The organism is Anoxybacteroides tepidamans (assembly GCF_014201465.1).
GTDB lineage: Bacteria > Bacillota > Bacilli > Bacillales > Anoxybacillaceae > Anoxybacteroides > Anoxybacteroides tepidamans.
Map to the genome: position 1 here is coordinate 1 of NZ_JACHEP010000035.1, position 20,764 is coordinate 20,764.

Here is a 20,764-nt window from a genome sequence, read left to right on the forward strand (position 1 = left end):
GATGTTGTGAAAAAACAGCTCCATGTCGCCTAAGGGGTGCCCTGTTTGTCTCTTTTTAAATGGTAATTATTGTTATCGAAATTGCTCAACTACAGAATATACATAAATTTTTTCAAAAAACAAATTGGGGAGGTGTTTTTATGTTGAGAAAATTAGAGTTTTTTTGCTTATTCTCTTTATTTTCTGTGAAAATAAACGATCCATGAGCGTTGTTTTCATGTTTGGGTGGAGAGTAAAAATTACTCATGGATGTTTTGTTCCTTATCTTACTTCCGCCTATTTATGTAGGTGCGACTAATATTGGCAAAGAACCATTACCTATGGTTCCTAAATCTGCATTACCGATATTATATAGGTACAATTTGAAACTTTAACGTTTTCGTCTTTTATTGAAGTAATCGGTATTTTTCGTCAGCCATAATTTAAACCTAGTTGTATTTATATAGACCCAAAATAATGAGTTGGCAGAAGTACACAGATCACTAGAAGATATTTTTGGTCAGGGGATAGCTATGAAAAAGAAACTTCTTTGTTTTTCAATCCTATTATTATTAATTTCTTGTTCTATATAAATACAACTGGAAAGTTTAACTTATGGCTGTCGAAAAATAACGGGTACCCCATATAAAGATAGAGATGTTAAAATTTCAAAGTGTATTTATATAATTGGTCCCTTGGAAATTTAATTTTGATATAATTTAGCAGGCGTGTTGATTAACCAATAAAAACAAGTTGTCATCGCTCTATTCCTAGCTTTTCTGCCGTTGTCGGCAAACAAACCGTTTGCCGACTGGGAATGCTGTACGCATGCTCTCCTCGAACAATGAACGCTTTGCAGGCAAATGACATTTGCCCGCCGGTGTTCTTGTTCGAGGGAAAAGGCAGAAAAGCTTGTGTTCAGCCATATGATTCTATGTCTTTTAGTAAAATAATGGATAATAAACACTCGTGATAATTTAGGTATAAATGTATGTGTTCTTTTGGGGGTGAAAATTTGAAACAACTCTTTACCACAGGAATTGCCATTAGTTGTACGGGTTTAACAATGTTGTTTATCTACTTTGTAGGTAATGAGTTATTAAAAAAGTTGTCAGGTGTTGTAGAGTTTTGGTATCTAAACCCATTGCTCGCGATCATAGCCGGTTTAGTTTTAATAATCGGATTGTCAATGACAGTGTTCGCATTAGATAAAATTAGTCGCCAATACCATTGCGATAATTAGAATCCTTAATCAGTACTAAATTATAAAAACATAGTGACATATCATCATTGGTGTTTTTTGCAAGAAAAAAAGTGCAGAGTGTTACAGTATATAAATGATAAATATTCATTAGAAGTTTGTTGTATCGGGGCTTGACATGGAGCCTCTGCAACCATGGTTCTTTTGACAAGGGTGCCAGGTTAAATTTGGAAAACCGATACAGATTGCCATAGCTGCCACTCCATGTAAAGCACCTATGAATGAATTTTGAATAAAAATCCTACACATCTCTGACCAATTCTGCTGTGGTCATAATTTTCGGACTTGTGATCTTCGCCTCAAGGAAATCTTTATCGCCAGTTACGAGGATATCTACTTTTGCCGCGATGGCAGCACGAAGGATAGGACGGTCGGAAACGTCTCGGACAAGTGCTTCGTCCGATACATCAATGGTGGGAGTTGGAATCACTTCAAGGACAGTAAGCGCCAGTGATAAAAAGTGTTCAAGCGCTTGAATTTTATGCGGAAATTTCCGATTGAATACGCGTCGCAGTTCGTCAATATTTTGATCGCATACGATTCCGTGGTTGGGATAAGTAACGGCTTTGAGGTACGCTTGATATGGCGTACCGCTACTATTTAAAGACGCAGAAATCAAAATATTGGTGTCAATCAATACTCTCATAAACCTTCCATCTCCGCCCGAATATCCTTCACTAAATTTGTGATGTCGTCATCGGTACATATCCCAGCTTTTTCTGCCTCTCCTTCCATTTCTTTTTGTAGCATTTTCATGGCGTAAACGGCTGAATTCATAAGGATAACGCGATCTTCTTCACAAATGAGAGTAACGCGATCGCCTACAGACAGACCAAGTTTTGCCCGAATATCTTTAGGAAGTGTAATTTGCCCTTTAGACACTACCTTTGATACAGTTGTAGCTAATACAATCCCCCTCACCATTCGATGAGGGGGATTGTTTATTGTTCAAATAATAATACACGCGCTGGGGCGGCGTCGGTGCCGACGAGTTTGAGTGGAGCGGCGACCATCCAATATTCGCCTGCTGGTACGTCTTTTAGCCGAAGCCCTTCGATGACGATAATGCCGCTTCCAAACAGCGTTTTATGCGTCGGATGCCCCGGCTGGTTGCGTTCGACGCCGAGCGCGTCAATGCCGACGCCGCGAATGCGTTTTTCGGCTAAGTATGCAGCGGCGTCTTCGGCAACGTAAATAAATTCAAAGTTAAATGCGTTGTCGAATGAGTTTTTTGTTTTGAATAAGATGAAATCGTTCTCTTGAATGTCGAAATGGATCAAATCATCTTTTGTAATTTTGTCGTTGACGTTTGTGACATCAACCACTTTGCATGAACCGACGAGCTTTTCAAGAGAAATTGTTTCAAACGTTTCCCCGTTTTTCACCATATGAAGCGGCGCGTCAATATGCGTACCGGTATGCACATCCATGTCGATGCGCGATTCGGTGACGTAATCGTTGGTGACGGTTGTTAGTTTCGGTTGTTTTTCCGGCTTATTTTTATACACAGGCATCCCTTCAAAAATCGGTGCCGTTACATCGTACATTTTCATCATCAATTCCTCCTCATATCGTTCCGTTTAGCGGCCACCAATGGAAGCCGTCTTTTTGCAATAGCTCGTCCGCTGCTTTCGGTCCCATCGAGCCTGCTTCGTAGTTCGGGAAGTCAGCGGCTTTCGTATTTGCCCATACTTCAGAAATCGGATCGATGAAGCTCCAAGAAGCGGCCACTTCATCCCAATGGGTGAAGTTTGTCGCATCGCCGCGCATGCAGTCATACAGCAATTTCTCATACGCTTCCGGCGTATTAATGCCGTCGATGCAATTGTTGCAGTAGTCGAGCTTAATTGGCGTTGTTTTCATGCTCTCGCCGCTTTTTTTCGCATTGAGATGAAGCGTAATGCCTTCATCGGGCTGAATGTGAATAACGAGCAAATTCGGATGGACGCTTTCGCTCGTCCGATAATATAAGTTCATCGGAATGTCTTTAAATTGCACGACAATTTTCGTCGATTTTTCTGTCATGCGTTTTCCGGTGCGAATGTAAAACGGCACACCGGCCCAGCGGAAGTTGTCGATCATTAGTTTGCCAGCGACAAACGTTTCCGTATTGGAGGTTGGATCGACGTTATTTTCTTCCCGATAGCCGACCACTTCTTGGCCGCGAATAAAGCCGCGTCCATATTGCCCACGCACAAAATATTGATCGACTTCATCGTGCGTAATCGGGCGAAGCGCGCGAAGCACTTTCACTTTTTCGCTGCGAATGTCATCGGTTGATAGTTTAATCGGTGGTTCCATCGCCAACAGTGCGACCATTTGCAGCATATGGTTTTGCACCATGTCTCTGAGTGCGCCGGAATGGTCGTAATAGCGGCCGCGGTCTTCAACGCCGAGCGTTTCGCTTGATGTAATTTGAATGTTTGAAATAAACCGGTTGTTCCAAAGCGGTTCAAAAATGGCGTTCGCAAAGCGGATGACTTCAATGTTTTGTACCATTTCTTTTCCGAGATAATGGTCGATCCGGAAAATTTCTTTTTCGGAAAACGCTTGACGAATTTCTTTGTTCAGCTGTTGAGCGCTTTTTAAATCGTGACCGAACGGCTTTTCAATGACGAGCCGTTTCCAGCCGTCTGTGGCGGTTAGACCTTCTGATTTTAAATGAGACGTAATCGTGCCGAAAAACTCCGGCGCCATCGCTAAATAAAAAATACGGTTGCCCGGGATGTCATACGCTGCATCTAAACGCTCGAGCAATGATTTAAGCTCCTGATAAGAAGCCGTGCTTGTCACATCGAGCGAATGGTAATAAAAATGGGAAACAAACGATTCATCAGAAAGTTCTTGTTTTGTTGAATCTTCGATCGATTGACTTACATAACGGCGAAACTCGTCATCAGATAGTGAACGCCGCGCGACACCGACGACTGCAAATTCTTCTGAAAGCTTCCCCTTTTGATACAGTCTGTAAATGGAAGGAAACAGTTTGCGCTTTGCCAAATCCCCGGTTGCGCCAAAGATAACGATCAGTGACTTTGGATTCACGTTGTTCACAATATGTACCTCGCTTTAGCTAAAATTGTCTCTTCAAATATCTAATTGTAGAGATTTTTAGCCATGAACGCAAACATTTTAACACAGAAAACAATGTTGAATTGGATCGAAAACATTGGTACGCTAAACAACAGAAAAGTCGAGAAGAGGTGGACGCATTGGAACTGTTGTTTTTAGGAACGGGATCAGGGGTTCCTTCTAAAGGGCGGAACGTGTCGGCCGTTGCGCTGCAGTTACTAGAAGAGCGCGGAACGACATGGCTATTTGATTGCGGGGAGGCAACACAGCATCAAATTTTACATACTCCTGTTCGACCGGGGCGGATCGAAAAAATTTTTATTACCCATCTGCATGGCGATCATCTTTTCGGCTTGCCGGGGTTGCTTGGCAGCCGTTCGTTTCAAGGCGGCGATACGCCGTTGACTGTTTACGGGCCAGCAGGTATTCGCTCATTTGTCGAAACAGTACTTTCGGTCAGCGGAACGCGAATTAAATATGGGCTCGATGTCGTTGAAATAAAGGAAGGGCTTGTGTTTGAAGACGAGCAGTTTGTTGTGACGGCGAAATTGCTCGATCACGGCATGCCTTCGTACGGGTTTCGCATCGTCGAAAAAGATTTGCCGGGTACGCTGCTAGTGGACAAATTACGTGCACTTGGTATTCGACCGGGGCCGATTTACCAGCAAATTAAGCTTGGGCATACGGTGATGTTAGACGATGGTACGGTTATTGATGGCCGTGAGTTTGTCGGCCCGCCGAAAAAGGGAAGAAAGCTAGCGATTTTAGGTGATACGCGTTATTGTGACGCAAGCGTGGAACTTGCGGAAGAAGTGGATGTGCTTGTGCATGAAGCGACGTTTAGTGCAAACGAAGCCCATTTAGCGCACGATTACTACCATTCCACAACGGTGCAGGCGGCGGAAGTGGCGAAGCGGGCTGGGGCGAAGCAACTCATTCTGACTCATATTAGCTCGCGTTACCAAGGGAAGATGTGTGACCAACTCGTGGAAGAGGCAAAGACGATTTTTCCGAACGTGGCGATTGCGTCTGATTTAGCCTCGTTTCCGATTCCGAAAAGAAGCGCGGAGTAAAAAAAGAGCTGGCCGATGATGCAGGCCAGCTTCTCACGAAGATTCATACTGGATCGTACAGTACGCCCGACATACGATTCTCGCCTCTTGTTCATGATTTTGAAATGTCGATTGAAAAAGAAAAATGTCGAATAAAAAATATCGAAAAAAAAATGTTTGATTATTTATAATGAATGCGAGAGAAACGAGCAAATATGTAAAGAGAGGGGAGAGTCATGCCGATTTCAAAATCAGCCAGTGCCGTGATGACACGCAGTAGTTATTCAAGGACAGTGAATACTCATGTGACAAGTACGGCGACAAAAACAGAAAAAGTCAACCATCCACAAAACAGTCCCACCAAATCGAGCAAAACATCCATTCCAAAAGACACCGTACATATTAGTCAAGAGGCACGGAAGGCATATGAATCGTCCGCACCGATCGTAGCGATCAATCCAGTAAGAAACACGATTGAAAATACGGTTTATAACCCTATTGATTTTATTAAAAGGGAAGCTTCCCGAAATTTAGGAAATCAAACAGAAATCATGCTCTATAACCCTGTAAAGAATATCAAAGATGCGCTCCAGTCCGCGGTCAAACCATTCGAAAAGGACACGGTGCAAATTAGTAAAGAAGTGCGAGAAGCGTTTCAGCAATCGCCAAAATCAAACGATATAAAGAAAGCAAAAGAAGAAGCGCTGACTCGACAAATTCAACTATCTTTGTATAATATGGATAAAAACGTTCGTACTGTCGTCGTCCATAATCTGTCACAGGACATATACACGGCTTCAAAAAACAAAAGTAACAAAGGATGGTCCGCAGCAAAGGAACTAATCGATGTGGTCACCGACTTCGTCCCGGTGGTAGGTACGATCAAAGATGCCTATCGCTTGTATCAAGTGTTAAGCAATCCGAAATCCAATGCAAAAGATGTGGCCGAAGCGCTAGTTGGGTTTATTCCGGGACTAGGTGATCTAAAGAACATTGCGAAAGTAACAAATGCCATTAAGAAAGGATTTGATATCGATCCGAAAAAATTAGATCAGGCTGTGAGTATTATTAAGGGTACGGGTAAACCTTTACAAAAACATCATTATGCTACTGATAAAAGTAAAAAATATACTCCACAAATAGAGGCTATAACGAAAAAATATGGACTAGATTTGGATGACGTTTGGAATATAGAATTACTCCCCCATCAGGGAAGACATCCAGATGCTTATCACGAGTATGTGTTAAGCAATATTAGAACTTTTGATAAAATAGCTAAGGGGGATAAAAGGAAATTTTTAAGATTATTCGAACAATTAAAACAGGAAATTAGAAAGAACCCGGAGATGCTTTATAAAGATTATTGGAGGAAGAAATAATGAGATTTTATAAGTTGCTAATGGATGATAGTGATGATAGAGATGTAGTAGCATACTGTATAGATACAAAGGGATTTGAACAATATGAATTATCGGAAGGTAAGTATATTCATAATTGGAATAGAGAAATCACCTTTTATTTTGACCTTAAAGAAGGAGAAAGATTAACAGATTATTTAGCAAACAATTTAGGGTGGTTTATAGTTTCTGAAAGATTTAAAGCGATTTTAGAGGAAGTAGATGATGGTATACAATATCTGCCTATAAATGTAGTGAATAAAGGTGAAAACAAAATTTTAAAAGGTTTTTCGGTAGCTAACATTTTGAATGTTGTTGATGCATTAAACTTAGAAAATTCAGATTATAGTGTGTTTGAACTTGATGGTGAAAGTATATATAGTATAAAAAAATATGCTTTATGTAAGGAGGCGATACAATCAAAGCATATTATTAAACTCAAGGGTGATGAAATTCCAATATTCATATCAGAAGAACTTAGAGAATTAATAGAGAAAAATAATATAACAGGATGTGACTTTTTAGAAGTTAAAGTAATCTAAATAACCCGTGGTGCTAGTTGAGCGCTAGCGCAAGTGTGACAGTGAATAGACCAACAAGATGCCATCGAGTGCGACCTCAAACCCTGAAATGGAGTTGGCACGAATGTCTGTGATCCGATACTGGTCGGCAAGGACGGAGAACACCGTTTCGATCACTTTTCGTTTTTTCTTGAGCCATCTCTCCCATGATGCAGATGGGCGATGTTTCTGGTTTTTGCGAGATGGAGTCCAGAAGGCAATTTGATATTCTTCATATCGCTTTCTTTGTAAATCATTGCTAATAAATCCCTTATCTCCTAAATTGTAGGGATGAGGGATTTGCGTCATCACGGTTTCAGCAGCGATTCGATCGTGACAAGATGCTTCGGTCACCACGTATCCCATCGGCAGTCCTTGATCGGTCACTTGAAGATGAAACTTAAACCCGTAATACCACTGCTTTTTCGACGCACAATACCCGATGTCAGCGATACCTTGGAATCGTTGGACGCGATGTATTCTTGCGTGATGACACAACTCGATTGGCATGCTATCTACGACCGCATAGGCATGGTGTTGCCCGCGTTTTGCTAGTTCATGGCGAATCCATTTGATCGCGAAGCGCAACGCTCGACAACGGCGATTGTATCGAGACCGTTCGATAAACTGTCCATCGGTGAACAAGTTTCCCACGACAAAGCGATGCCATGCCCGTTCGGAGGAGAAGCCAAGTAACTTTCCTAGAAGATGAATGGCAATCATCACCGCGTCTTCCTGTTTCACCAAATGACGATTGCGGCGCTGCAAATACATTTGAATCGATGGCAGTTGGGCAGAAACAAAGAAGAAAATGGCTGCATATTGTTTTTGAATTTTCGCTTGGTCTGTAGTAAAATGAAAGTGCTCTTGCATGGGGATTCTCCTTTCGAATGTTTGGTCGCACTTTCATTCTACAGGAGATCCGCAGGCAAGGGCTATTTTTTTGCTTACTCGATTTTATCTAGCACCACGGGTATCTAAATAGTATCCATTCAGCCCAATACTAGTGAGATTTTCAGAATCCAGCACCAATAGGGCATTTCCCGTATCGAAAATGCCCTAGGAGGAATGGAGAATCGTTTGGAGGGACTCCCCACTTAGCTCGTTGAAGAAGCGAAAACGATTTTTCCGAACGTGTCACTTGCTTTCGATTTTTCATCGTTTCCGATTGAAAGAGGCGAAAAAACAAGCTGACCGATAATGTCGGTCAGCTTTAAGAAAAATAGTTTCTAATCGTTTCCATTACCCGTTTTAGGTCATGTTCGTGCAAGTTTCCAATTTTGAAAAGAAGCTCCCGATAATGAATGGTGTTAATTTTTGAGCACCTAACAACGGACGGAATCCCGCTTCTTTCCAATATTCTAAGACGACATCATATTTGTTTCGTGGCTGTTGACTTGTAATATTTGCAATTACTCTGTCCAATTCTACGACAACATCATGGTGAGATACGATGAGCACAGGTCTTCGTTTTCCTTTTATTTCTGCAAACCATACTTCGCCTCGTCTTCCCAGATTACTCATCTTCTTCTCCCCATATTTCTTTTTCTAGTTCTTTTTCAATGACATCTTTTGGAGGTCTGTTGTCAAAGTATTTGTCGAAAAGCCATGATAGCAATTTAATTCGCTCCGCATTGTCCATTTCGTCTAAAGCTTTCATGAACTCTTCCGCCCTCACATGTATCACCCTTATTTTTAATCATCTCATTATAAATTTTCGCAAAGTTAAAGCAGGTGGTCAATCCTCTAAACGTGCGCTTTATTTACCATCCCCGCACGTATGGCTTTGGTGCCTCAAGCGGGATGCCAAGCTCACTTGCGGCTGTTTTTGGCCAATATGGGTTGCGAAGGAGTTCTCGCCCGATGAAAATCAAATCGGCGCGGCCGTTGCGCAAAATTTCTTCCGCTTGCCGCCCGGATGTAATCAGTCCGACAGCGCCTGTAGCGATGTCCGCGCCATGGCGGATCGCTTCGGCAAACGGCACTTGATAGCCTGGATACGCATCAATTGCCGCTGGAACGACTGCACCGGAGCTTACATCGACTAAATCGACTCCTTGTGCTTTCATGCGCTTTGCGTATTCGACGTAGTCTTTCACGGTTAAACCGTCTGGATGATAATCATGTGCAGAAACGCGAACAAACAGCGGTCCATCCCATACTTCTTTAACTGCCTCAATGACTTCGCTTAAAAAGCGGTAGCGATTTTCAAATGTACCGCCGTACTCATCGTTTCGTTTGTTCGTTAATGGCGATAAAAACTCGTTAATTAAATAGCCGTGCGCCGCATGAATTTCAATGACGTCAAAGCCGGCTTTTTTGGCACGAAGCGCACCGTTTTGAAACGCTTGAATCGTTTCTTCAATATCCACTTTTGTCATTTCTTTCGGTGTGCGCATGTTTTCATCAAACGGAAGCGGCGATGGAGCGATGATCTCGCCGTCGACCGTCGCTTTTCGTCCAGCATGAGCGAGCTGGATGCCGATTTTGGCCCCTTGTTCTTTGACGAGCGTTGTGAGCGCGCGCAATCCTTCGATATGCTCATCGCTCCATATGCCTAAATCGCGGGCGGAAATTCTTCCTTGCGGCGTTACAGCTGTCGCTTCAATCATGATCAGTCCGACTTGCCCGACCGCGCGCGTCGGATAATGAATCATATGCCAATTTCGTACTGTTCCGTCTTCTGTGTCGCATGCATACATGCACATCGGCGACATGACAATTCGATTTTTCAGTGTCACGCCGCGAATCGTATATGGCGAAAAAAGCATGTCAATCCCCTCCAAGTAGTTGTGTTCAATATTGAATGATAACACGTGTACTTGGAAAAGAAAAACAACTTGCACTATTTGACGGACGAAAGCAGCGCTTGCCCAAGTTCTTCAGAGCGCTCGGTCGCCCGTTTAATGCAAGCAATGACCGCTTCTTGATAACGGTAGTGTTCAAGCACGCCAATGCCTGCTTCGGTCGTGCCGCCCGGACTTGTCACTTCTTTGCGTAAAACGGACGGATGTTTGTTCGTTGCTTTTAACATATGAGCCGCGCCGATAATCGTTTGTAAAATCAAGTCTTTCGCTACTGCGCGGTCGAGCCCGATTTCATCCGCCGCTTTTTCCATCGCTTCGACTAAATAGTACACGTAAGCAGGCCCGCTTCCTGAAAGCCCTGTTACCGCATGCAAATCTTGTTCTTGAACGACAGCCACAATGCCGACCGTTTCAAATAACGTTTTGGCGATCGCTAAATGAGCATCGGTCGCATAATGGCCGAGCGCGATCGCTGTGGCGGATTGGCCGATCGCTGCCGATGTGTTTGGCATAGCGCGTACAACGGCCACTTGTTTTCCGATGAGCGATACGATCGCTTCTGTCGTTACGCCTGCTAACAACGAAATGATAAGCTGTTGTTCGTTGATCACATGGGCGACCGACGCGATGCCTTCTGCTGCATCTTTTGGTTTCATTGCCAAGATAATAATGTCCGCTTCGCTGACCGCTTTTTCTTTATCTGTTTCGATCCGTACGCCGTATGTTTGCTGCATATATTCAAGACGTTTGGCATCCGAACGATTCGTGACGACCATTTGCTCCGGTTGATACAGCGTTTTTGTCATCCCGGAAATGAGCGCTTCCGCCATTGAACCAGCGCCAATAAACGCGACTGTTGTTTCCTGTTTCATCGTAGCTCCTCCTTCTCATGTCAAATAAAAAAGACCTCTCGCCCTAGAAAAGGACGGAAAGGTCTTTACTTCCGCGGTACCACCTTTGTTGGCGCAAGCTGCGCCCACCTCTTTAGCCGGTATCGTCGGCCAGACGGCTAGGTTTTCCTAACAGCTCATGGGGTAGGTTCAACGATGAAGAGGGTAATGAAACCTTTCAGCCTATGGGTTTCACTCTCTTATTACCGTTCATCATTTACTGGTCCCAGTCATTGCCTGTTTGCCATATGTGATTGTTCACACGCTTGATTTGTTTGCAATTATGCACCGAAAACAAGCCTGTTGTCAATAGAAAGAAAGATAATTTTTTTGAATTTTTTTACGAATGGTGAGAAAAAAATGACAAACGGACGAAATCCGTGTAAACTGTAAAATAACATGAATGTCAGAAAGTTATCACGATATAATGATAAAAGGGGAAGTTGAGATGGGGAAAGAAGAAGTTTATCGCATTGCAGTTCCGACTCCGTTTCCTGTCGGAGATGTCAACATGTATTTGGTCAAAGGGGATTGTTTAACGCTTGTTGATGCGGGGGTAAAAACGGAAGAAGCGTGGCATGTGTTTAAGCGTCAATTAAACGAGTTGGGATATGAGCCCGCGGACATCGAGCAAGTCGTGCTGACGCATCACCATCCTGACCATGTCGGACTGCTTGATTACTTGCCGGAATCACTTCCGGTCATCGCTCATCCGAAGGCGCAGCGATGGATTAGCAAAGATCCGCAATTTTTGGCATGGCACGGGATGTATTTCGAGCGATTTTTAATCGAGTGCGGGATCGATGCCGCCTTTTTGCCGAGCTTGCCCAACTTTCGCCGTTCGCTTCGCTATTCGTGCGAGCGCTCGCTCACCACAGCTGTTTGCGAAGGCGATCGTATTGATGGATTGGCAGGATGGACGGTGCTTGAAACACCAGGACATGCGCAAAGCCATATCGTTTTATACCGTGAGAAAGACGGATTGATGATCGGTGGTGACCATCTGTTGGCGACTGTTTCGTCGAATCCGCTGCTAGAGCCGCCAGACGAAGGAGAAACAGATCGCCCTAAACCGCTTTTGCAATATAACGATTCGTTGCGAAAACTGCTTCGTTATGAAATTACAACAATTGTGACGGGACATGGCGATGATGTCACCGCTGTGCCGGAGCTGGTCGAAAAACGGCTGGCGAAGCAAAAAGAGCGTGCCGATCAAGTGCTGGAGATGTTAAAGCACGGCCCGATGACCGTGTTTGATGTGTGCCGCCGGCTGTTTCCAACCGTTTATGAAAAAGAGTTTTTGCTGACGATGTCAGAAACGGTCGGACAGCTCGATTATTTGGAGGACATCGGAGCGGTTACAAAACGGAAAGAAGGAAGTTCCTATCTTTTTTATGAGGCGGTGGGATCGCGTTGAAGCTTGCAGGGAAACATGTCGTCATTACGGGAGCATCAGGCGGACTCGGAGAACGGATCGCCTACGAAGTCGCCAAGCGGAAAGGCATTCCGGTTTTGCTGGCGCGCAATGAAGAAAAATTAGCAAACATTGCCGCACATATCGAAGCAACATATAATGTTTCATGCCGCTATGAACAGCTCGACGTCAGCGACATAGCAGCGGTTGAAGCGGTTTTTCACAAGCTACTTGAAGAGATGGATATCGATGTACTTGTCAACAATGCCGGTTTTGGCGTGTTTCGTTACGTCGAAGACATCGATTTAAAAGAAACGGAAGAGATGTTTGCTGTGAACGTATGTGGATTGATTGCTTGCACGAAAATGGTGTATCCGCATATGATGAAGCGGAGAAGCGGCCATATTATTAACATCGCTTCACAAGCGGGGAAAATCGCGACGCCGAAGTCGAGCGTCTATGCGGCGACGAAACATGCGGTGCTTGGGTTTACGAACAGCTTGCGCATGGAGGCAGCACAGTACGGAGTATATGTGACGTCTGTCAATCCCGGCCCAATTGAAACGAACTTTTTTACGGTGGCCGATGCGTCAGGGGATTATGTGAAAAACGTAAAAAAATGGATGCTTAAAGCGGACGATGTCGCCCGAAGCATCGTTGACGTGATGATGATGCCGGCAAGGGAAGTAAACATGCCGCGCTGGATGAATGCCGGAAGCAAGCTGTATCAGCTATTTCCAACGCTTATTGAAACGATCGGGAAAACCGCTTTTTTCAAAAAATAAGTCTCCTTGGCTGTGTAAGGAGGCTTATTTTGTTACATACTCATACACGACATCATGAACGACTTCGTATATATCCATATCTGGGTTTGTCTGCTTTTCCAGTAAAATGTTTTGATATAGATCCGCCCACTCCGAATCGGTGAGCGGGAAAGCTTCCGTGTCGCGTCCGTATTGGCGCAGGCAGTTGCGAACGAATTTTTTCAGCCACTTTTCGTTCAATCGATTCACTTCCTACGATTGCGATGGGGTAGCACGGACGACCGATTGGAACTTTCCTTTATGGGATGCGTCACAGAACGGCATATTTTGCGACAGGCCACAACGGCAGAGCGAAAACGTTTCCTTTGTTTCGAATTTGTTGCCTTCCGCATCGATTAATTCGACTTCTCCTGTGACGCGAAAAGAGCCGTTGTCATTCACTTTAATTTGCACTTTAGCCATATCAAGCTTCCTCCTTTATTTGTCTAGTCGTTTTTGATACTATAAATAGCGTATGTAAAACTTGCGAAAAGGGCGATCATTATGAATATTACCTTTACAGAGCGGGCAATGCAACAACTACGTCCGATTTTAGCGAATACAAAAAAACAACTGAAACTAAAATATGATACGGACGGTTGCGGTTGTGCCGTCAGCGGCGTGCCGACATTATGGCTTATCGATCAAGCAGATGAAGATGATGTGGTTGTTGAAACGAATTATGTTCCGGTGCTTTTGGAAAAATCTCGTCTTGTTTTTTATGATGACAAAATGGTGATTGACGCTGTTGAAGGAGCAGGGTGTTTTCAGCTAAAAAGCCCGAATCAAATATTAAATCCGCGCATGTCGCTTTTGAAAGTGAGTGAACAGCATGAATGACAAACTAAAACAAATCGCCAATATGGCGAAACAAAAAACGTGGGTATCGTTTATGCATGAAAACGATCCGTATAGTTTGCTTCATTGGTCGATTGCCGGCATTTATCAAGAAAAGAAAGATGTTTGGCTGCTGCAAGATGAAATGACGTTTGAAACAACGGAATTTGCGACGCTCGATGAGGCGATTGCATGGATGAATGAACATATGCCGCATATTACAGAGATTTTATGATGAGGAGGCAACACATTGGCGCCTCCCCTTTTATCATTGCGGGGAATTTTGCCGCTTTGTCGGATGAATCGCTTTTTCCAGCTCTTCCTTAGCAATCGTCGGTCTGACCGTATCGGCCGACGGCTTCCCTTTTTGCGCACGGTTGGCCATGGAACGTTTCTCCTTTCGTTTAAATCATTTGCCATCTTATTTTGAAAAAAGAATGCTGTTTTTATTCGGGGGGATTACAATGAAAAAAAGACAACCTACACTAGCAAATCAAGCGGAAGAAAAAATCACATTAAAAGACTATCTTGATACCGATTTATACGCAAAGCTGCGCGCGAAAAAAAGCGCCCTTGAAGCGGAAGAAAAAAGAAAAAAAGCGGAAGAAGAGGCACGGAAACGAGAAGAGCAGCGACAGCGCGAGAAAAATAAAACGTTTGAAGAACTGCTAAATGAGAGCAATTTAGATTGGAGAAAATTTAAGGAATAAGCCCTGAGTGTTCAGGGCTTTTTTAGCGGTGCGTATGATAAATAGACGCTTTCGTATGTTGTTTTAGCCATTCGTATTCTTCTTTCGTCAATGCCGGCATCGAAATGGCGGCAATATTGTCTGTCAGCTGTTCGAGGCTGCTCGCGCCGGGAATGACAGCGGCAACGACCGGATCGTATAAACAAAATTGCAAAGCGGTCGCGGTAAACGAGCGATGAGACGTTGTATTTGCTTTTAACGCCGGCAGGAGGCTTTGCAATTCTTCATACGTATAATCAAGGTAGCCGCTCGTTTTCACCGCCTCGCTTGCCGCTTCAAGCGGACGGTCGGTGAGCAATCCTTTCGCCACTGGACCGCGGGCGATGACGCTAATGTGATGCTCTTTTAACAGCGGGAAAAGTTCTTCCGGCCGTCGGTCGAGTAAGCTATATTGCATCATGACGCTGACGATATTGGAGTGTTTCACGTATTCGCGAATGACGTTTGGCCGAATCGAAGAAATGCCGTAATAGCGAATGACTCCTTCTTGCTTTAATTCTTCAAACGCTTCAATCGTTTCGTCCATCGGATCGTCAATCGTGCCACCGTGTAGCTGGTATAAGTCGATATAATCCGTTTGCAGGCGGCGCAAGCTTTCTTTTACGGCTCGTTTTATATAGTCTTTCGACGGATCCCAAAACCAGCCGTCTTTCCCCTCTTCCCAACGGTTGCCCACTTTCGTTGCCAGCACGATTTGATCGCGTTTTCCTTTCAGCGCTTTGCCGACAAACTGCTCGTTTAAGCCGCGATCGTAAAGATCGGCCGTATCCAAATAGTTAATGCCGCGTTCTAGCGCTTCATGAATGAGACGAATCGCCTTATTTTCATCCGTGCCGAGCGACATGCAGCCAAGCCCTACTTCGCTCACATATAAATCCGATGTACCGATGCGCCGTTTTTTCATCGTCTTTCCCTCCTAGATGGGTAATTTTCTCCATTTTACACTGAAATATAGTACAATGGAAACGAAAATGATCGAGAGACGGGAGAGAAAAACAATGGAACATTTAATCGAAAAAACGATTCGAAAAGAAAAAATTTTTAGCGGCAAAGTGATTAACGTCTATGTGGAAGAAGTAGAGCTGCCAAACGGGAAAACGAGCAAGCGGGAAGTGGTGAAACATCCGGGAGCGGTGGCGGTCATTCCAGTGACAAGCGAAGGGAAATTGGTGCTTGTAAGACAATACCGCAAAGCGTTAGAGCGCGTATTAGTCGAAATTCCAGCGGGAAAGCTAGAAAAAGGAGAAGAGCCGCTGGCGACTGCTCGGCGTGAACTAGAAGAAGAAACGGGCTATGTGGCTCGATCGATACGCCACCTCGTATCGTTTTATACATCACCGGGATTTGCAGATGAATTGATCCATTTATATGTAGCGGAAGGACTGACGAAACTAGAAGAATCAGCATCGCTTGATGACGATGAATTTGTCGATCTGTTAGAAGTCACATTAGAGGAGGCGTTAGTAATGCTGGAAAAGCAGGAAATTTACGACGCAAAAACCGCCTATGCGCTGCAATATTTGCAATTACAGAAGGCATTAAAAAAATGAACGACTATTATATCGATCTTCATATTCATATCGGTCGCACAGCTTCCGGCAAACCGGTGAAAATTACTGGGGCGAAAACGTTGACGCTTACAAATATTTTGCATGAGGCGGAACGTGTTAAAGGATTGCACATGGTCGGCGTGATCGATAGCCACGTTCCGGAGGTGCTCGATGAGCTGGAGCGGGGAATCGAAGCAAACGGCTGGGGCGAGCATGAAGAAGGGGGTGTGCAGGCTGGAAATGTCACGCTTCTACTAGGAAGTGAAATCGAAGTTTACGACGAATATTGTCACGGCCCGGTTCACGTGCTTGCTTTTATGCCGACGATCGCATCGATGCGCTTATTTTCCGAGTGGCTAGAAAAGCGCATCAAAAACATCTCGCTCAGTTCCCAGCGCATGTACGGAACAGGACGCAAACTGCAAGAAATCGTGAAGCAATTAGAAGGGTTGTTTATTCCTGCGCACGCTTTTACCCCGTTTAAAAGTCTATATGGCAGAGGAGTGAAGCAAAGCTTAACGGAAGTGTTCGAACCCGATTGGATTGACGCGGTCGAGATGGGGTTAAGCGCCGATTCCGAGATGGCCGATCAAATTGCTGAGCTGCATCGCTATCCGTATTTGTCGAATTCTGATGCCCATTCGCTAAGAAAAATGGCGCGCGAATATCAAATTGTACGCATGCATCACCCGACGTTTGCCGAATTAAAAAAGGCGTTACAAAAGGAGGATGGGAGAGCGATTATTGCGAACTACGGCTTAAACCCGAAGCTCGGCAAATACTATCAAACGGCGTGCGAACGATGCTTTGCCCCGATGAACGGAAGCAATGAACGCTGCCCGTCGTGCGGACATGACCGGTATGTAAAAGGGGTGTTTGACCGGCTGCATGAGTTGAAAACGGGCGGTGCGCCGCCAAAGCGCCCGCCTTACATTTATCAAGTGCCGCTCGAATTTATCCCGGGTCTTGGAGAGAAAACGTATAACATGTTGCTTCAACATTTTGGCACGGAAATGTATGTGCTTCATCAAGCGACAAAAGAACAGTTGGCGGATGTCGTCGGCGAAAAATTGGCGGAACGGATCGTGCTTGCCAGAAGCGGCAAGCTTGCAATCCACGCAGGTGGCGGCGGCCAATACGGAAAAATCGCTTCAACATAGGAGCGATTTTTTCTTTTCTTCTAAACGTGTCATAGACGCGCTCTTTTTTCATACAATCTAGTAAGAGCGAAAGTAGGAGGAAGAGAGAATGAGAAAACAACCACTGAAATCAGCCATTGCGATGCATGTGCGGGAGCATGCGTCGATTTATTTGTTTACGGTCGTCTTGTTTCTCATGGGAGTGATTTTTGGGGCGATTGTCGTCAACAGCTTAAATTTCAGCCAAAAACAAGATTTATATTACTATTTAGCGCAATTTTTTGGACAAGTATCGAAAGGGCAGTTCGCTAGCGCAAACGACATGTTTCAACAAAGCTATTTTCATAATTTAAAATATGTCGGATTTATGTGGGTGCTCGGAATTTCGATCGTCGGGCTGCCGCTTATTTTAATTTTGCTATTTTTAAAAGGGGTCGTTGTCGGGTTTACAGTCGGCTTTCTCGTTAACCAAATGGGCTGGCAAGGATTTTTATTATCATTCGTTTCGGTCATGCCGCAAAATTTTATTGTTATTCCGGCTTTTATTGTCATGGGGACGGTATCCGTTTCTTTTTCACTCAAAATGGTACGTAATCAATTTATGAAGCGAATGCACGAACCGATCTTTCCGATGATTATGCGCTATACGTTCGTCATGGCGGTCATCAGCGCTTCATTGCTTGCATCTGCTTCTTTAGAGGCATACGTATCTCCGATCGTCATGAAACAAGTAATTCAATTGATGAGTAAGTGATAATTATTATCACTTGATAATGGTTTTATTTATTTGTTGATAATAATTTTACTTTGCTCCTTCCCTCTTTCTTTTGTTATAATGATAAGTGAATGACGAGGGAGGGAATGAAGATGGAAGATCGGATCGAACGAATTAAAAAACTTTTGCATACCGCCGGATATAAATTGACGCCGCAGCGCGAGGCTACTGTGCGGGTTCTGTTAGAACATGAAGAAGATCACTTAAGCGCAGAAGATGTCTACCTCCTCGTTAAAGAAAAATCTCCGGAAATCGGGTTAGCGACGGTTTATCGGACATTGGAGCTATTAACAGAGTTGAAAATCGTCGATAAAATTAATTTTGGCGATGGTGTATCGCGGTACGATCTTCGTCAAGAAGGAGCGACACATTTTCATCATCATTTAGTATGCATCGAATGCGGATCAGTAGCGGAGATTCAAGAAGATTTGTTAGAGGAAGTAGAAGCGATTGTCGAACGTGATTGGAAGTTTAAAATTAAAGACCATCGGTTAACATTTCACGGCATTTGTTATCGTTGTCAACAAAAAGATAAACAAGAGGAGTAAAAAACCTTTTCCATCGGGAAAGGTTTTTTATGTATAAAACGAAAAAATGATGGCATATCCTCATAGTAAGTGTAAGTGCGATCGATTGAGGAGGTTGTGCCGTGAAAACGATCTGGCAAATGGTGAAAGTGTTTGTTTTATTTACGGGTTGCACCATTTTATTTTATTATAGTCTTATATGGTTTCATCGAGAATACGAGAATTACCACCGCTATGATGAGCCACAAGGATCAGCGGTGAAAGCATCGACAACGGAAACAATATCGACGGATTGGTTGGAAAGATTTATACTTTTTTATCGTGACGGGGAGTAGAGAGCGTTGGAATACGAGTTAAAAGATTTTCTCCATTATTTAACAGTTGAGCGGAATTTGGCGAAAAATACAATCGTTTCCTATGAGCGCGATTTGCGAAAATATGCCCATTATTTGGTGAACGTTGAACAAATCCGTTCGTGGAACGATGTATCGCGCCTTCATATTCTGCAATTTTTAAAGTTTTTAAAAGAGAACGGAAACTCAGCGAAAACGGTAGCGCGTCATATCGCGTCCATTCGCTCGTTTCATCAATTTCTTTTGCGCGAAAAAATCACCGAACAAGACCCTACCGTTCATATCGAGACGCCGCAAATGGAGCGAAGCTTGCCGAAAGTGCTATCGATGGCGGAAGTCGAAGCGCTTTTAGAAACACCGAAACCGAACACGCCGTTTGGCATTCGCGACAAAGCGATGCTTGAATTGTTGTATGCGACAGGCATGCGTGTCAGCGAGCTTGTGAACTTAAATCTTTCCGACGTGCATTTGACGATGGGGTTTGTCCGCTGTTACGGAAAAGGAAATAAAGAGCGCATTGTGCCGATCGGTCGCATTGCGCTTTCCGCGCTCAAAACATATATCGAAGAGGCGAGGCTGAAACTTGTCAATCCAAAAAAGCGCGCGACCGATGCCTTATTTTTAAATCATCACGGCGAGCGGCTCACAAGGCAAGGATTTTGGAAAATTTTAAAAAAGCTCGCCAAAGAAGCGAATATCGAAAAAGAATTAACCCCGCATACGCTTAGACATTCGTTTGCGACCCATCTTCTTGAAAACGGCGCCGATTTGCGTGCCGTGCAAGAGTTGTTAGGACATGCCGATATTTCGACGACACAAATTTATACGCACGTCACAAAAGCGCGCTTAAAAGATGTGTACCAGCAATACCACCCGCGGGCGTAAAAGCGGGTGGTTTTTTGTTAAAACTACCCGTGTTGCTAGATAAAATCGAGTAAGCATAAAAATAGCCCTTGCTTGTGGATTTCCTGTAGAATGAAAGTGCCAACCAACATTCGAAAGGAGAATCCCCATGCAAGAGCACTTTCATTTTACTACAGATCAAGCAAAGATTCAAAAACAATATGCAGCCATTTTCTTTTTTGTTTCTGCCCAGCTGTCACAAATTCAATTCTATCTTCAACGTCGCAATCGTCATTTGGTGAAACAAGAAGATGCGGTGATCATTGCTATTCATCTTTTAGGAAAGCTGCTTGGCTTCTCTTCCGAACGTGCATGGCATCGCTTTGTGACTGGGAACTTGTTTACGGATGAACATTTTCTCGAACGTTCTCGCTACAATCGTCGTTGTCGAGCGCTGCGCTTTGCGATCAAATGGATTCGCCATGAGCTAGCAAAACGTGGGCAACACCACGCCTATGCGGTAGTAGATAGCATGCCACTCGAGTTGTGCCATGCCGCAAGAATGTACCGAGTCAAACGATTTCAAGGAATCGCGGACATCGGGCTCTGTGCATCGAAAAAGCAGTGGTACTATGGATTTAAGCTCCATCTTCAGGTGACCGACCAAGGACTGCCGATGGGATACGTGGTAACGGAGGCGTCCTGTCACGATCGAACCGCAGCTGAAACAGTCATGACTCAAATTCCTCATCCCTT

Annotated in this window: 27 protein-coding genes and 1 other annotated feature; of the genes, 15 read left to right on the top strand and 12 right to left on the bottom strand. The window is 44.1% G+C overall.

The features are described 5' to 3' along the window. Nucleotides 1-1,481 precede the first annotated feature (1,481 nt). From HNQ34_RS16470 to zwf, 4 genes are read right to left on the bottom strand one after another with little or no spacing between them, the layout of a single operon-like run. Nucleotides 1,482-1,886 (bottom strand): putative toxin-antitoxin system toxin component, PIN family, encoded by a 405-nt coding sequence (locus HNQ34_RS16470; protein WP_183256429.1) that lies wholly within the window; start codon nt 1,884-1,886, stop codon nt 1,482-1,484. Continuing rightward, nucleotides 1,883-2,122 carry an AbrB/MazE/SpoVT family DNA-binding domain-containing protein gene (locus HNQ34_RS16475; RefSeq protein ID WP_312856147.1) on the bottom strand — a complete coding sequence of 80 codons (240 nt, stop codon included), beginning with the start codon at nt 2,120-2,122 and terminating at the stop codon, nt 1,883-1,885. Before HNQ34_RS16475 ends, HNQ34_RS16470 begins: the two co-directional genes overlap by 4 nt. A gap of 59 nt (nt 2,123-2,181) precedes the next feature. Then, nucleotides 2,182-2,793 (bottom strand): cyclase family protein, encoded by a 612-nt coding sequence (locus HNQ34_RS16480; RefSeq protein WP_183256431.1) that lies wholly within the window; start codon nt 2,791-2,793, stop codon nt 2,182-2,184. Nucleotides 2,794-2,806: 13 nt separating this feature from the next. Beyond that, nucleotides 2,807-4,294, bottom strand: coding sequence for a glucose-6-phosphate dehydrogenase (zwf, locus tag HNQ34_RS16485; RefSeq protein ID WP_183256432.1), 1,488 nt, complete (start codon nt 4,292-4,294; stop codon nt 2,807-2,809). 158 nt (nt 4,295-4,452) lie between these two features. On the opposite strand from zwf, the gene rnz reads away from it, so the two are divergent. From rnz to HNQ34_RS16500, 3 genes are all read left to right on the top strand, one after another. Then, nucleotides 4,453-5,385, top strand: coding sequence for a ribonuclease Z (gene rnz / locus HNQ34_RS16490; RefSeq protein WP_183256433.1), 933 nt, complete (start codon nt 4,453-4,455; stop codon nt 5,383-5,385). A gap of 215 nt (nt 5,386-5,600) precedes the next feature. Beyond that, entirely contained in the window at nt 5,601-6,743 is a 1,143-nt protein-coding gene (locus tag HNQ34_RS17320; protein WP_208601907.1) for an AHH domain-containing protein, read from the top strand. Beyond that, nucleotides 6,743-7,303 (top strand): imm11 family protein, encoded by a 561-nt coding sequence (locus HNQ34_RS16500; protein ID WP_091703827.1) that lies wholly within the window; start codon nt 6,743-6,745, stop codon nt 7,301-7,303. The genes HNQ34_RS17320 and HNQ34_RS16500 overlap by 1 nt, the downstream gene beginning before the upstream one ends. Before the next feature lie 24 nt (nt 7,304-7,327). On the opposite strand, the gene HNQ34_RS16505 is transcribed toward HNQ34_RS16500, so the two are convergent. From HNQ34_RS16505 to proI, 5 genes are all read right to left on the bottom strand, one after another. Further along, nucleotides 7,328-8,194 carry an IS982 family transposase gene (locus HNQ34_RS16505; protein WP_091703825.1) on the bottom strand — a complete coding sequence of 289 codons (867 nt, stop codon included), beginning with the start codon at nt 8,192-8,194 and terminating at the stop codon, nt 7,328-7,330. A 378-nt stretch (nt 8,195-8,572) separates the two neighbouring features. Beyond that, a complete protein-coding gene (locus tag HNQ34_RS16510) occupies nt 8,573-8,845 on the bottom strand; it encodes a hypothetical protein (RefSeq protein ID WP_244149258.1) in 273 nt (90 codons plus the stop codon). After that, complete coding sequence (locus HNQ34_RS16515) at nt 8,838-8,981, bottom strand: hypothetical protein (protein WP_167357405.1); 144 nt, start codon at nt 8,979-8,981, stop codon at nt 8,838-8,840. The genes HNQ34_RS16510 and HNQ34_RS16515 overlap by 8 nt, the downstream gene beginning before the upstream one ends. Nucleotides 8,982-9,084: 103 nt before the next feature. Continuing rightward, on the bottom strand, nt 9,085-10,092 hold the full coding sequence (gene namA / locus HNQ34_RS16520; RefSeq protein ID WP_183256434.1) for an NADPH dehydrogenase NamA: 1,008 nt from the start codon (nt 10,090-10,092) through the stop codon (nt 9,085-9,087). Between the two features lie 74 nt (nt 10,093-10,166). Beyond that, nucleotides 10,167-11,000 (bottom strand): pyrroline-5-carboxylate reductase ProI, encoded by an 834-nt coding sequence (gene proI / locus HNQ34_RS16525; protein WP_183256435.1) that lies wholly within the window; start codon nt 10,998-11,000, stop codon nt 10,167-10,169. 46 nt (nt 11,001-11,046) lie between these two features. Further along, nucleotides 11,047-11,261 (bottom strand) — a binding site (T-box leader). A gap of 205 nt (nt 11,262-11,466) precedes the next feature. Here proI and HNQ34_RS16530 point away from each other — a divergent pair. Beyond that, nucleotides 11,467-12,435 carry an MBL fold metallo-hydrolase gene (locus HNQ34_RS16530; RefSeq protein WP_183256436.1) on the top strand — a complete coding sequence of 323 codons (969 nt, stop codon included), beginning with the start codon at nt 11,467-11,469 and terminating at the stop codon, nt 12,433-12,435. Further along, nucleotides 12,432-13,217 (top strand): SDR family NAD(P)-dependent oxidoreductase, encoded by a 786-nt coding sequence (locus HNQ34_RS16535; RefSeq protein ID WP_183256437.1) that lies wholly within the window; start codon nt 12,432-12,434, stop codon nt 13,215-13,217. Before HNQ34_RS16530 ends, HNQ34_RS16535 begins: the two co-directional genes overlap by 4 nt. A 24-nt stretch (nt 13,218-13,241) precedes the next feature. On the opposite strand, the gene HNQ34_RS16540 is transcribed toward HNQ34_RS16535, so the two are convergent. Both HNQ34_RS16540 and HNQ34_RS16545 read right to left on the bottom strand, forming a co-directional pair. Next, complete coding sequence (locus HNQ34_RS16540) at nt 13,242-13,436, bottom strand: YqzH family protein (protein ID WP_183256438.1); 195 nt, start codon at nt 13,434-13,436, stop codon at nt 13,242-13,244. 12 nt (nt 13,437-13,448) lie between these two features. After that, entirely contained in the window at nt 13,449-13,658 is a 210-nt protein-coding gene (locus HNQ34_RS16545) for a CDGSH iron-sulfur domain-containing protein (protein ID WP_183256439.1), read from the bottom strand. A gap of 81 nt (nt 13,659-13,739) precedes the next feature. On the opposite strand from HNQ34_RS16545, the gene HNQ34_RS16550 reads away from it, so the two are divergent. From HNQ34_RS16550 to HNQ34_RS16560, 3 genes are all read left to right on the top strand, one after another. Beyond that, nucleotides 13,740-14,075: an iron-sulfur cluster biosynthesis family protein gene (locus tag HNQ34_RS16550; protein WP_183256440.1), complete on the top strand. Its 336-nt coding sequence runs from the start codon at nt 13,740-13,742 to the stop codon at nt 14,073-14,075. Next, a complete protein-coding gene (locus HNQ34_RS16555; RefSeq protein ID WP_183256441.1) occupies nt 14,068-14,307 on the top strand; it encodes a DUF2552 family protein in 240 nt (79 codons plus the stop codon). The genes HNQ34_RS16550 and HNQ34_RS16555 overlap by 8 nt, the downstream gene beginning before the upstream one ends. Before the next feature lie 229 nt (nt 14,308-14,536). Beyond that, entirely contained in the window at nt 14,537-14,782 is a 246-nt protein-coding gene (locus tag HNQ34_RS16560) for a YqkE family protein (protein WP_183256442.1), read from the top strand. A gap of 22 nt (nt 14,783-14,804) precedes the next feature. On the opposite strand, the gene HNQ34_RS16565 is transcribed toward HNQ34_RS16560, so the two are convergent. Next, the gene (locus HNQ34_RS16565) at nt 14,805-15,725 is read right to left on the bottom strand and encodes an aldo/keto reductase (RefSeq protein ID WP_183256443.1); all 921 of its coding nucleotides are present in this window, start codon (nt 15,723-15,725) and stop codon (nt 14,805-14,807) included. A 94-nt stretch (nt 15,726-15,819) separates the two neighbouring features. On the opposite strand from HNQ34_RS16565, the gene HNQ34_RS16570 reads away from it, so the two are divergent. The 7 genes from HNQ34_RS16570 to HNQ34_RS16600 all read left to right on the top strand — a co-directional run. Next, nucleotides 15,820-16,371 carry an NUDIX domain-containing protein gene (locus HNQ34_RS16570; protein ID WP_183256444.1) on the top strand — a complete coding sequence of 184 codons (552 nt, stop codon included), beginning with the start codon at nt 15,820-15,822 and terminating at the stop codon, nt 16,369-16,371. Further along, nucleotides 16,368-17,531 carry an endonuclease Q family protein gene (locus HNQ34_RS16575; protein WP_183256445.1) on the top strand — a complete coding sequence of 388 codons (1,164 nt, stop codon included), beginning with the start codon at nt 16,368-16,370 and terminating at the stop codon, nt 17,529-17,531. Before HNQ34_RS16570 ends, HNQ34_RS16575 begins: the two co-directional genes overlap by 4 nt. An 88-nt stretch (nt 17,532-17,619) precedes the next feature. After that, nucleotides 17,620-18,264: a stage II sporulation protein M gene (gene spoIIM / locus HNQ34_RS16580; protein ID WP_183256446.1), complete on the top strand. Its 645-nt coding sequence runs from the start codon at nt 17,620-17,622 to the stop codon at nt 18,262-18,264. Nucleotides 18,265-18,377: 113 nt separating this feature from the next. Beyond that, nucleotides 18,378-18,833 carry a ferric iron uptake transcriptional regulator gene (fur, locus tag HNQ34_RS16585; protein ID WP_183256447.1) on the top strand — a complete coding sequence of 152 codons (456 nt, stop codon included), beginning with the start codon at nt 18,378-18,380 and terminating at the stop codon, nt 18,831-18,833. A gap of 101 nt (nt 18,834-18,934) precedes the next feature. Then, nucleotides 18,935-19,147 (top strand): YqzK family protein, encoded by a 213-nt coding sequence (locus HNQ34_RS16590; protein WP_183256448.1) that lies wholly within the window; start codon nt 18,935-18,937, stop codon nt 19,145-19,147. 6 nt (nt 19,148-19,153) lie between these two features. Beyond that, on the top strand, nt 19,154-20,050 hold the full coding sequence (gene xerD / locus HNQ34_RS16595) for a site-specific tyrosine recombinase XerD (RefSeq protein ID WP_183256449.1): 897 nt from the start codon (nt 19,154-19,156) through the stop codon (nt 20,048-20,050). Between the two features lie 127 nt (nt 20,051-20,177). After that, the coding region (locus HNQ34_RS16600) for an IS982 family transposase (protein WP_183256450.1) at nt 20,178-20,764 on the top strand (587 nt) is incomplete at its 3' end.

What these genes read in the sequence shown, in the direction of transcription:
- HNQ34_RS16565 (WP_183256443.1), bottom strand. Translation starts at nt 15,725, where the DNA reads ATGAAAAAACGGCGCATCGGTACATCGGATTTATATGTGAGCGAAGTA.
- HNQ34_RS16500 (WP_091703827.1), top strand. Translation starts at nt 6,743, where the DNA reads ATGAGATTTTATAAGTTGCTAATGGATGATAGTGATGATAGAGATGTA.
- namA (WP_183256434.1), bottom strand. Translation starts at nt 10,092, where the DNA reads ATGCTTTTTTCGCCATATACGATTCGCGGCGTGACACTGAAAAATCGA.
- HNQ34_RS16570 (WP_183256444.1), top strand. Translation starts at nt 15,820, where the DNA reads ATGGAACATTTAATCGAAAAAACGATTCGAAAAGAAAAAATTTTTAGC.
- HNQ34_RS16480 (WP_183256431.1), bottom strand. Translation starts at nt 2,793, where the DNA reads ATGAAAATGTACGATGTAACGGCACCGATTTTTGAAGGGATGCCTGTG.
- HNQ34_RS16560 (WP_183256442.1), top strand. Translation starts at nt 14,537, where the DNA reads ATGAAAAAAAGACAACCTACACTAGCAAATCAAGCGGAAGAAAAAATC.
- HNQ34_RS16555 (WP_183256441.1), top strand. Translation starts at nt 14,068, where the DNA reads ATGAATGACAAACTAAAACAAATCGCCAATATGGCGAAACAAAAAACG.
- HNQ34_RS16545 (WP_183256439.1), bottom strand. Translation starts at nt 13,658, where the DNA reads ATGGCTAAAGTGCAAATTAAAGTGAATGACAACGGCTCTTTTCGCGTC.
- HNQ34_RS16575 (WP_183256445.1), top strand. Translation starts at nt 16,368, where the DNA reads ATGAACGACTATTATATCGATCTTCATATTCATATCGGTCGCACAGCT.
- HNQ34_RS16470 (WP_183256429.1), bottom strand. Translation starts at nt 1,886, where the DNA reads ATGAGAGTATTGATTGACACCAATATTTTGATTTCTGCGTCTTTAAAT.
- proI (WP_183256435.1), bottom strand. Translation starts at nt 11,000, where the DNA reads ATGAAACAGGAAACAACAGTCGCGTTTATTGGCGCTGGTTCAATGGCG.
- HNQ34_RS16510 (WP_244149258.1), bottom strand. Translation starts at nt 8,845, where the DNA reads ATGAGTAATCTGGGAAGACGAGGCGAAGTATGGTTTGCAGAAATAAAA.
- HNQ34_RS16530 (WP_183256436.1), top strand. Translation starts at nt 11,467, where the DNA reads ATGGGGAAAGAAGAAGTTTATCGCATTGCAGTTCCGACTCCGTTTCCT.
- spoIIM (WP_183256446.1), top strand. Translation starts at nt 17,620, where the DNA reads ATGAGAAAACAACCACTGAAATCAGCCATTGCGATGCATGTGCGGGAG.
- HNQ34_RS16505 (WP_091703825.1), bottom strand. Translation starts at nt 8,194, where the DNA reads ATGCAAGAGCACTTTCATTTTACTACAGACCAAGCGAAAATTCAAAAA.
- HNQ34_RS16550 (WP_183256440.1), top strand. Translation starts at nt 13,740, where the DNA reads ATGAATATTACCTTTACAGAGCGGGCAATGCAACAACTACGTCCGATT.
- fur (WP_183256447.1), top strand. Translation starts at nt 18,378, where the DNA reads ATGGAAGATCGGATCGAACGAATTAAAAAACTTTTGCATACCGCCGGA.
- HNQ34_RS17320 (WP_208601907.1), top strand. Translation starts at nt 5,601, where the DNA reads ATGCCGATTTCAAAATCAGCCAGTGCCGTGATGACACGCAGTAGTTAT.
- HNQ34_RS16515 (WP_167357405.1), bottom strand. Translation starts at nt 8,981, where the DNA reads ATGAAAGCTTTAGACGAAATGGACAATGCGGAGCGAATTAAATTGCTA.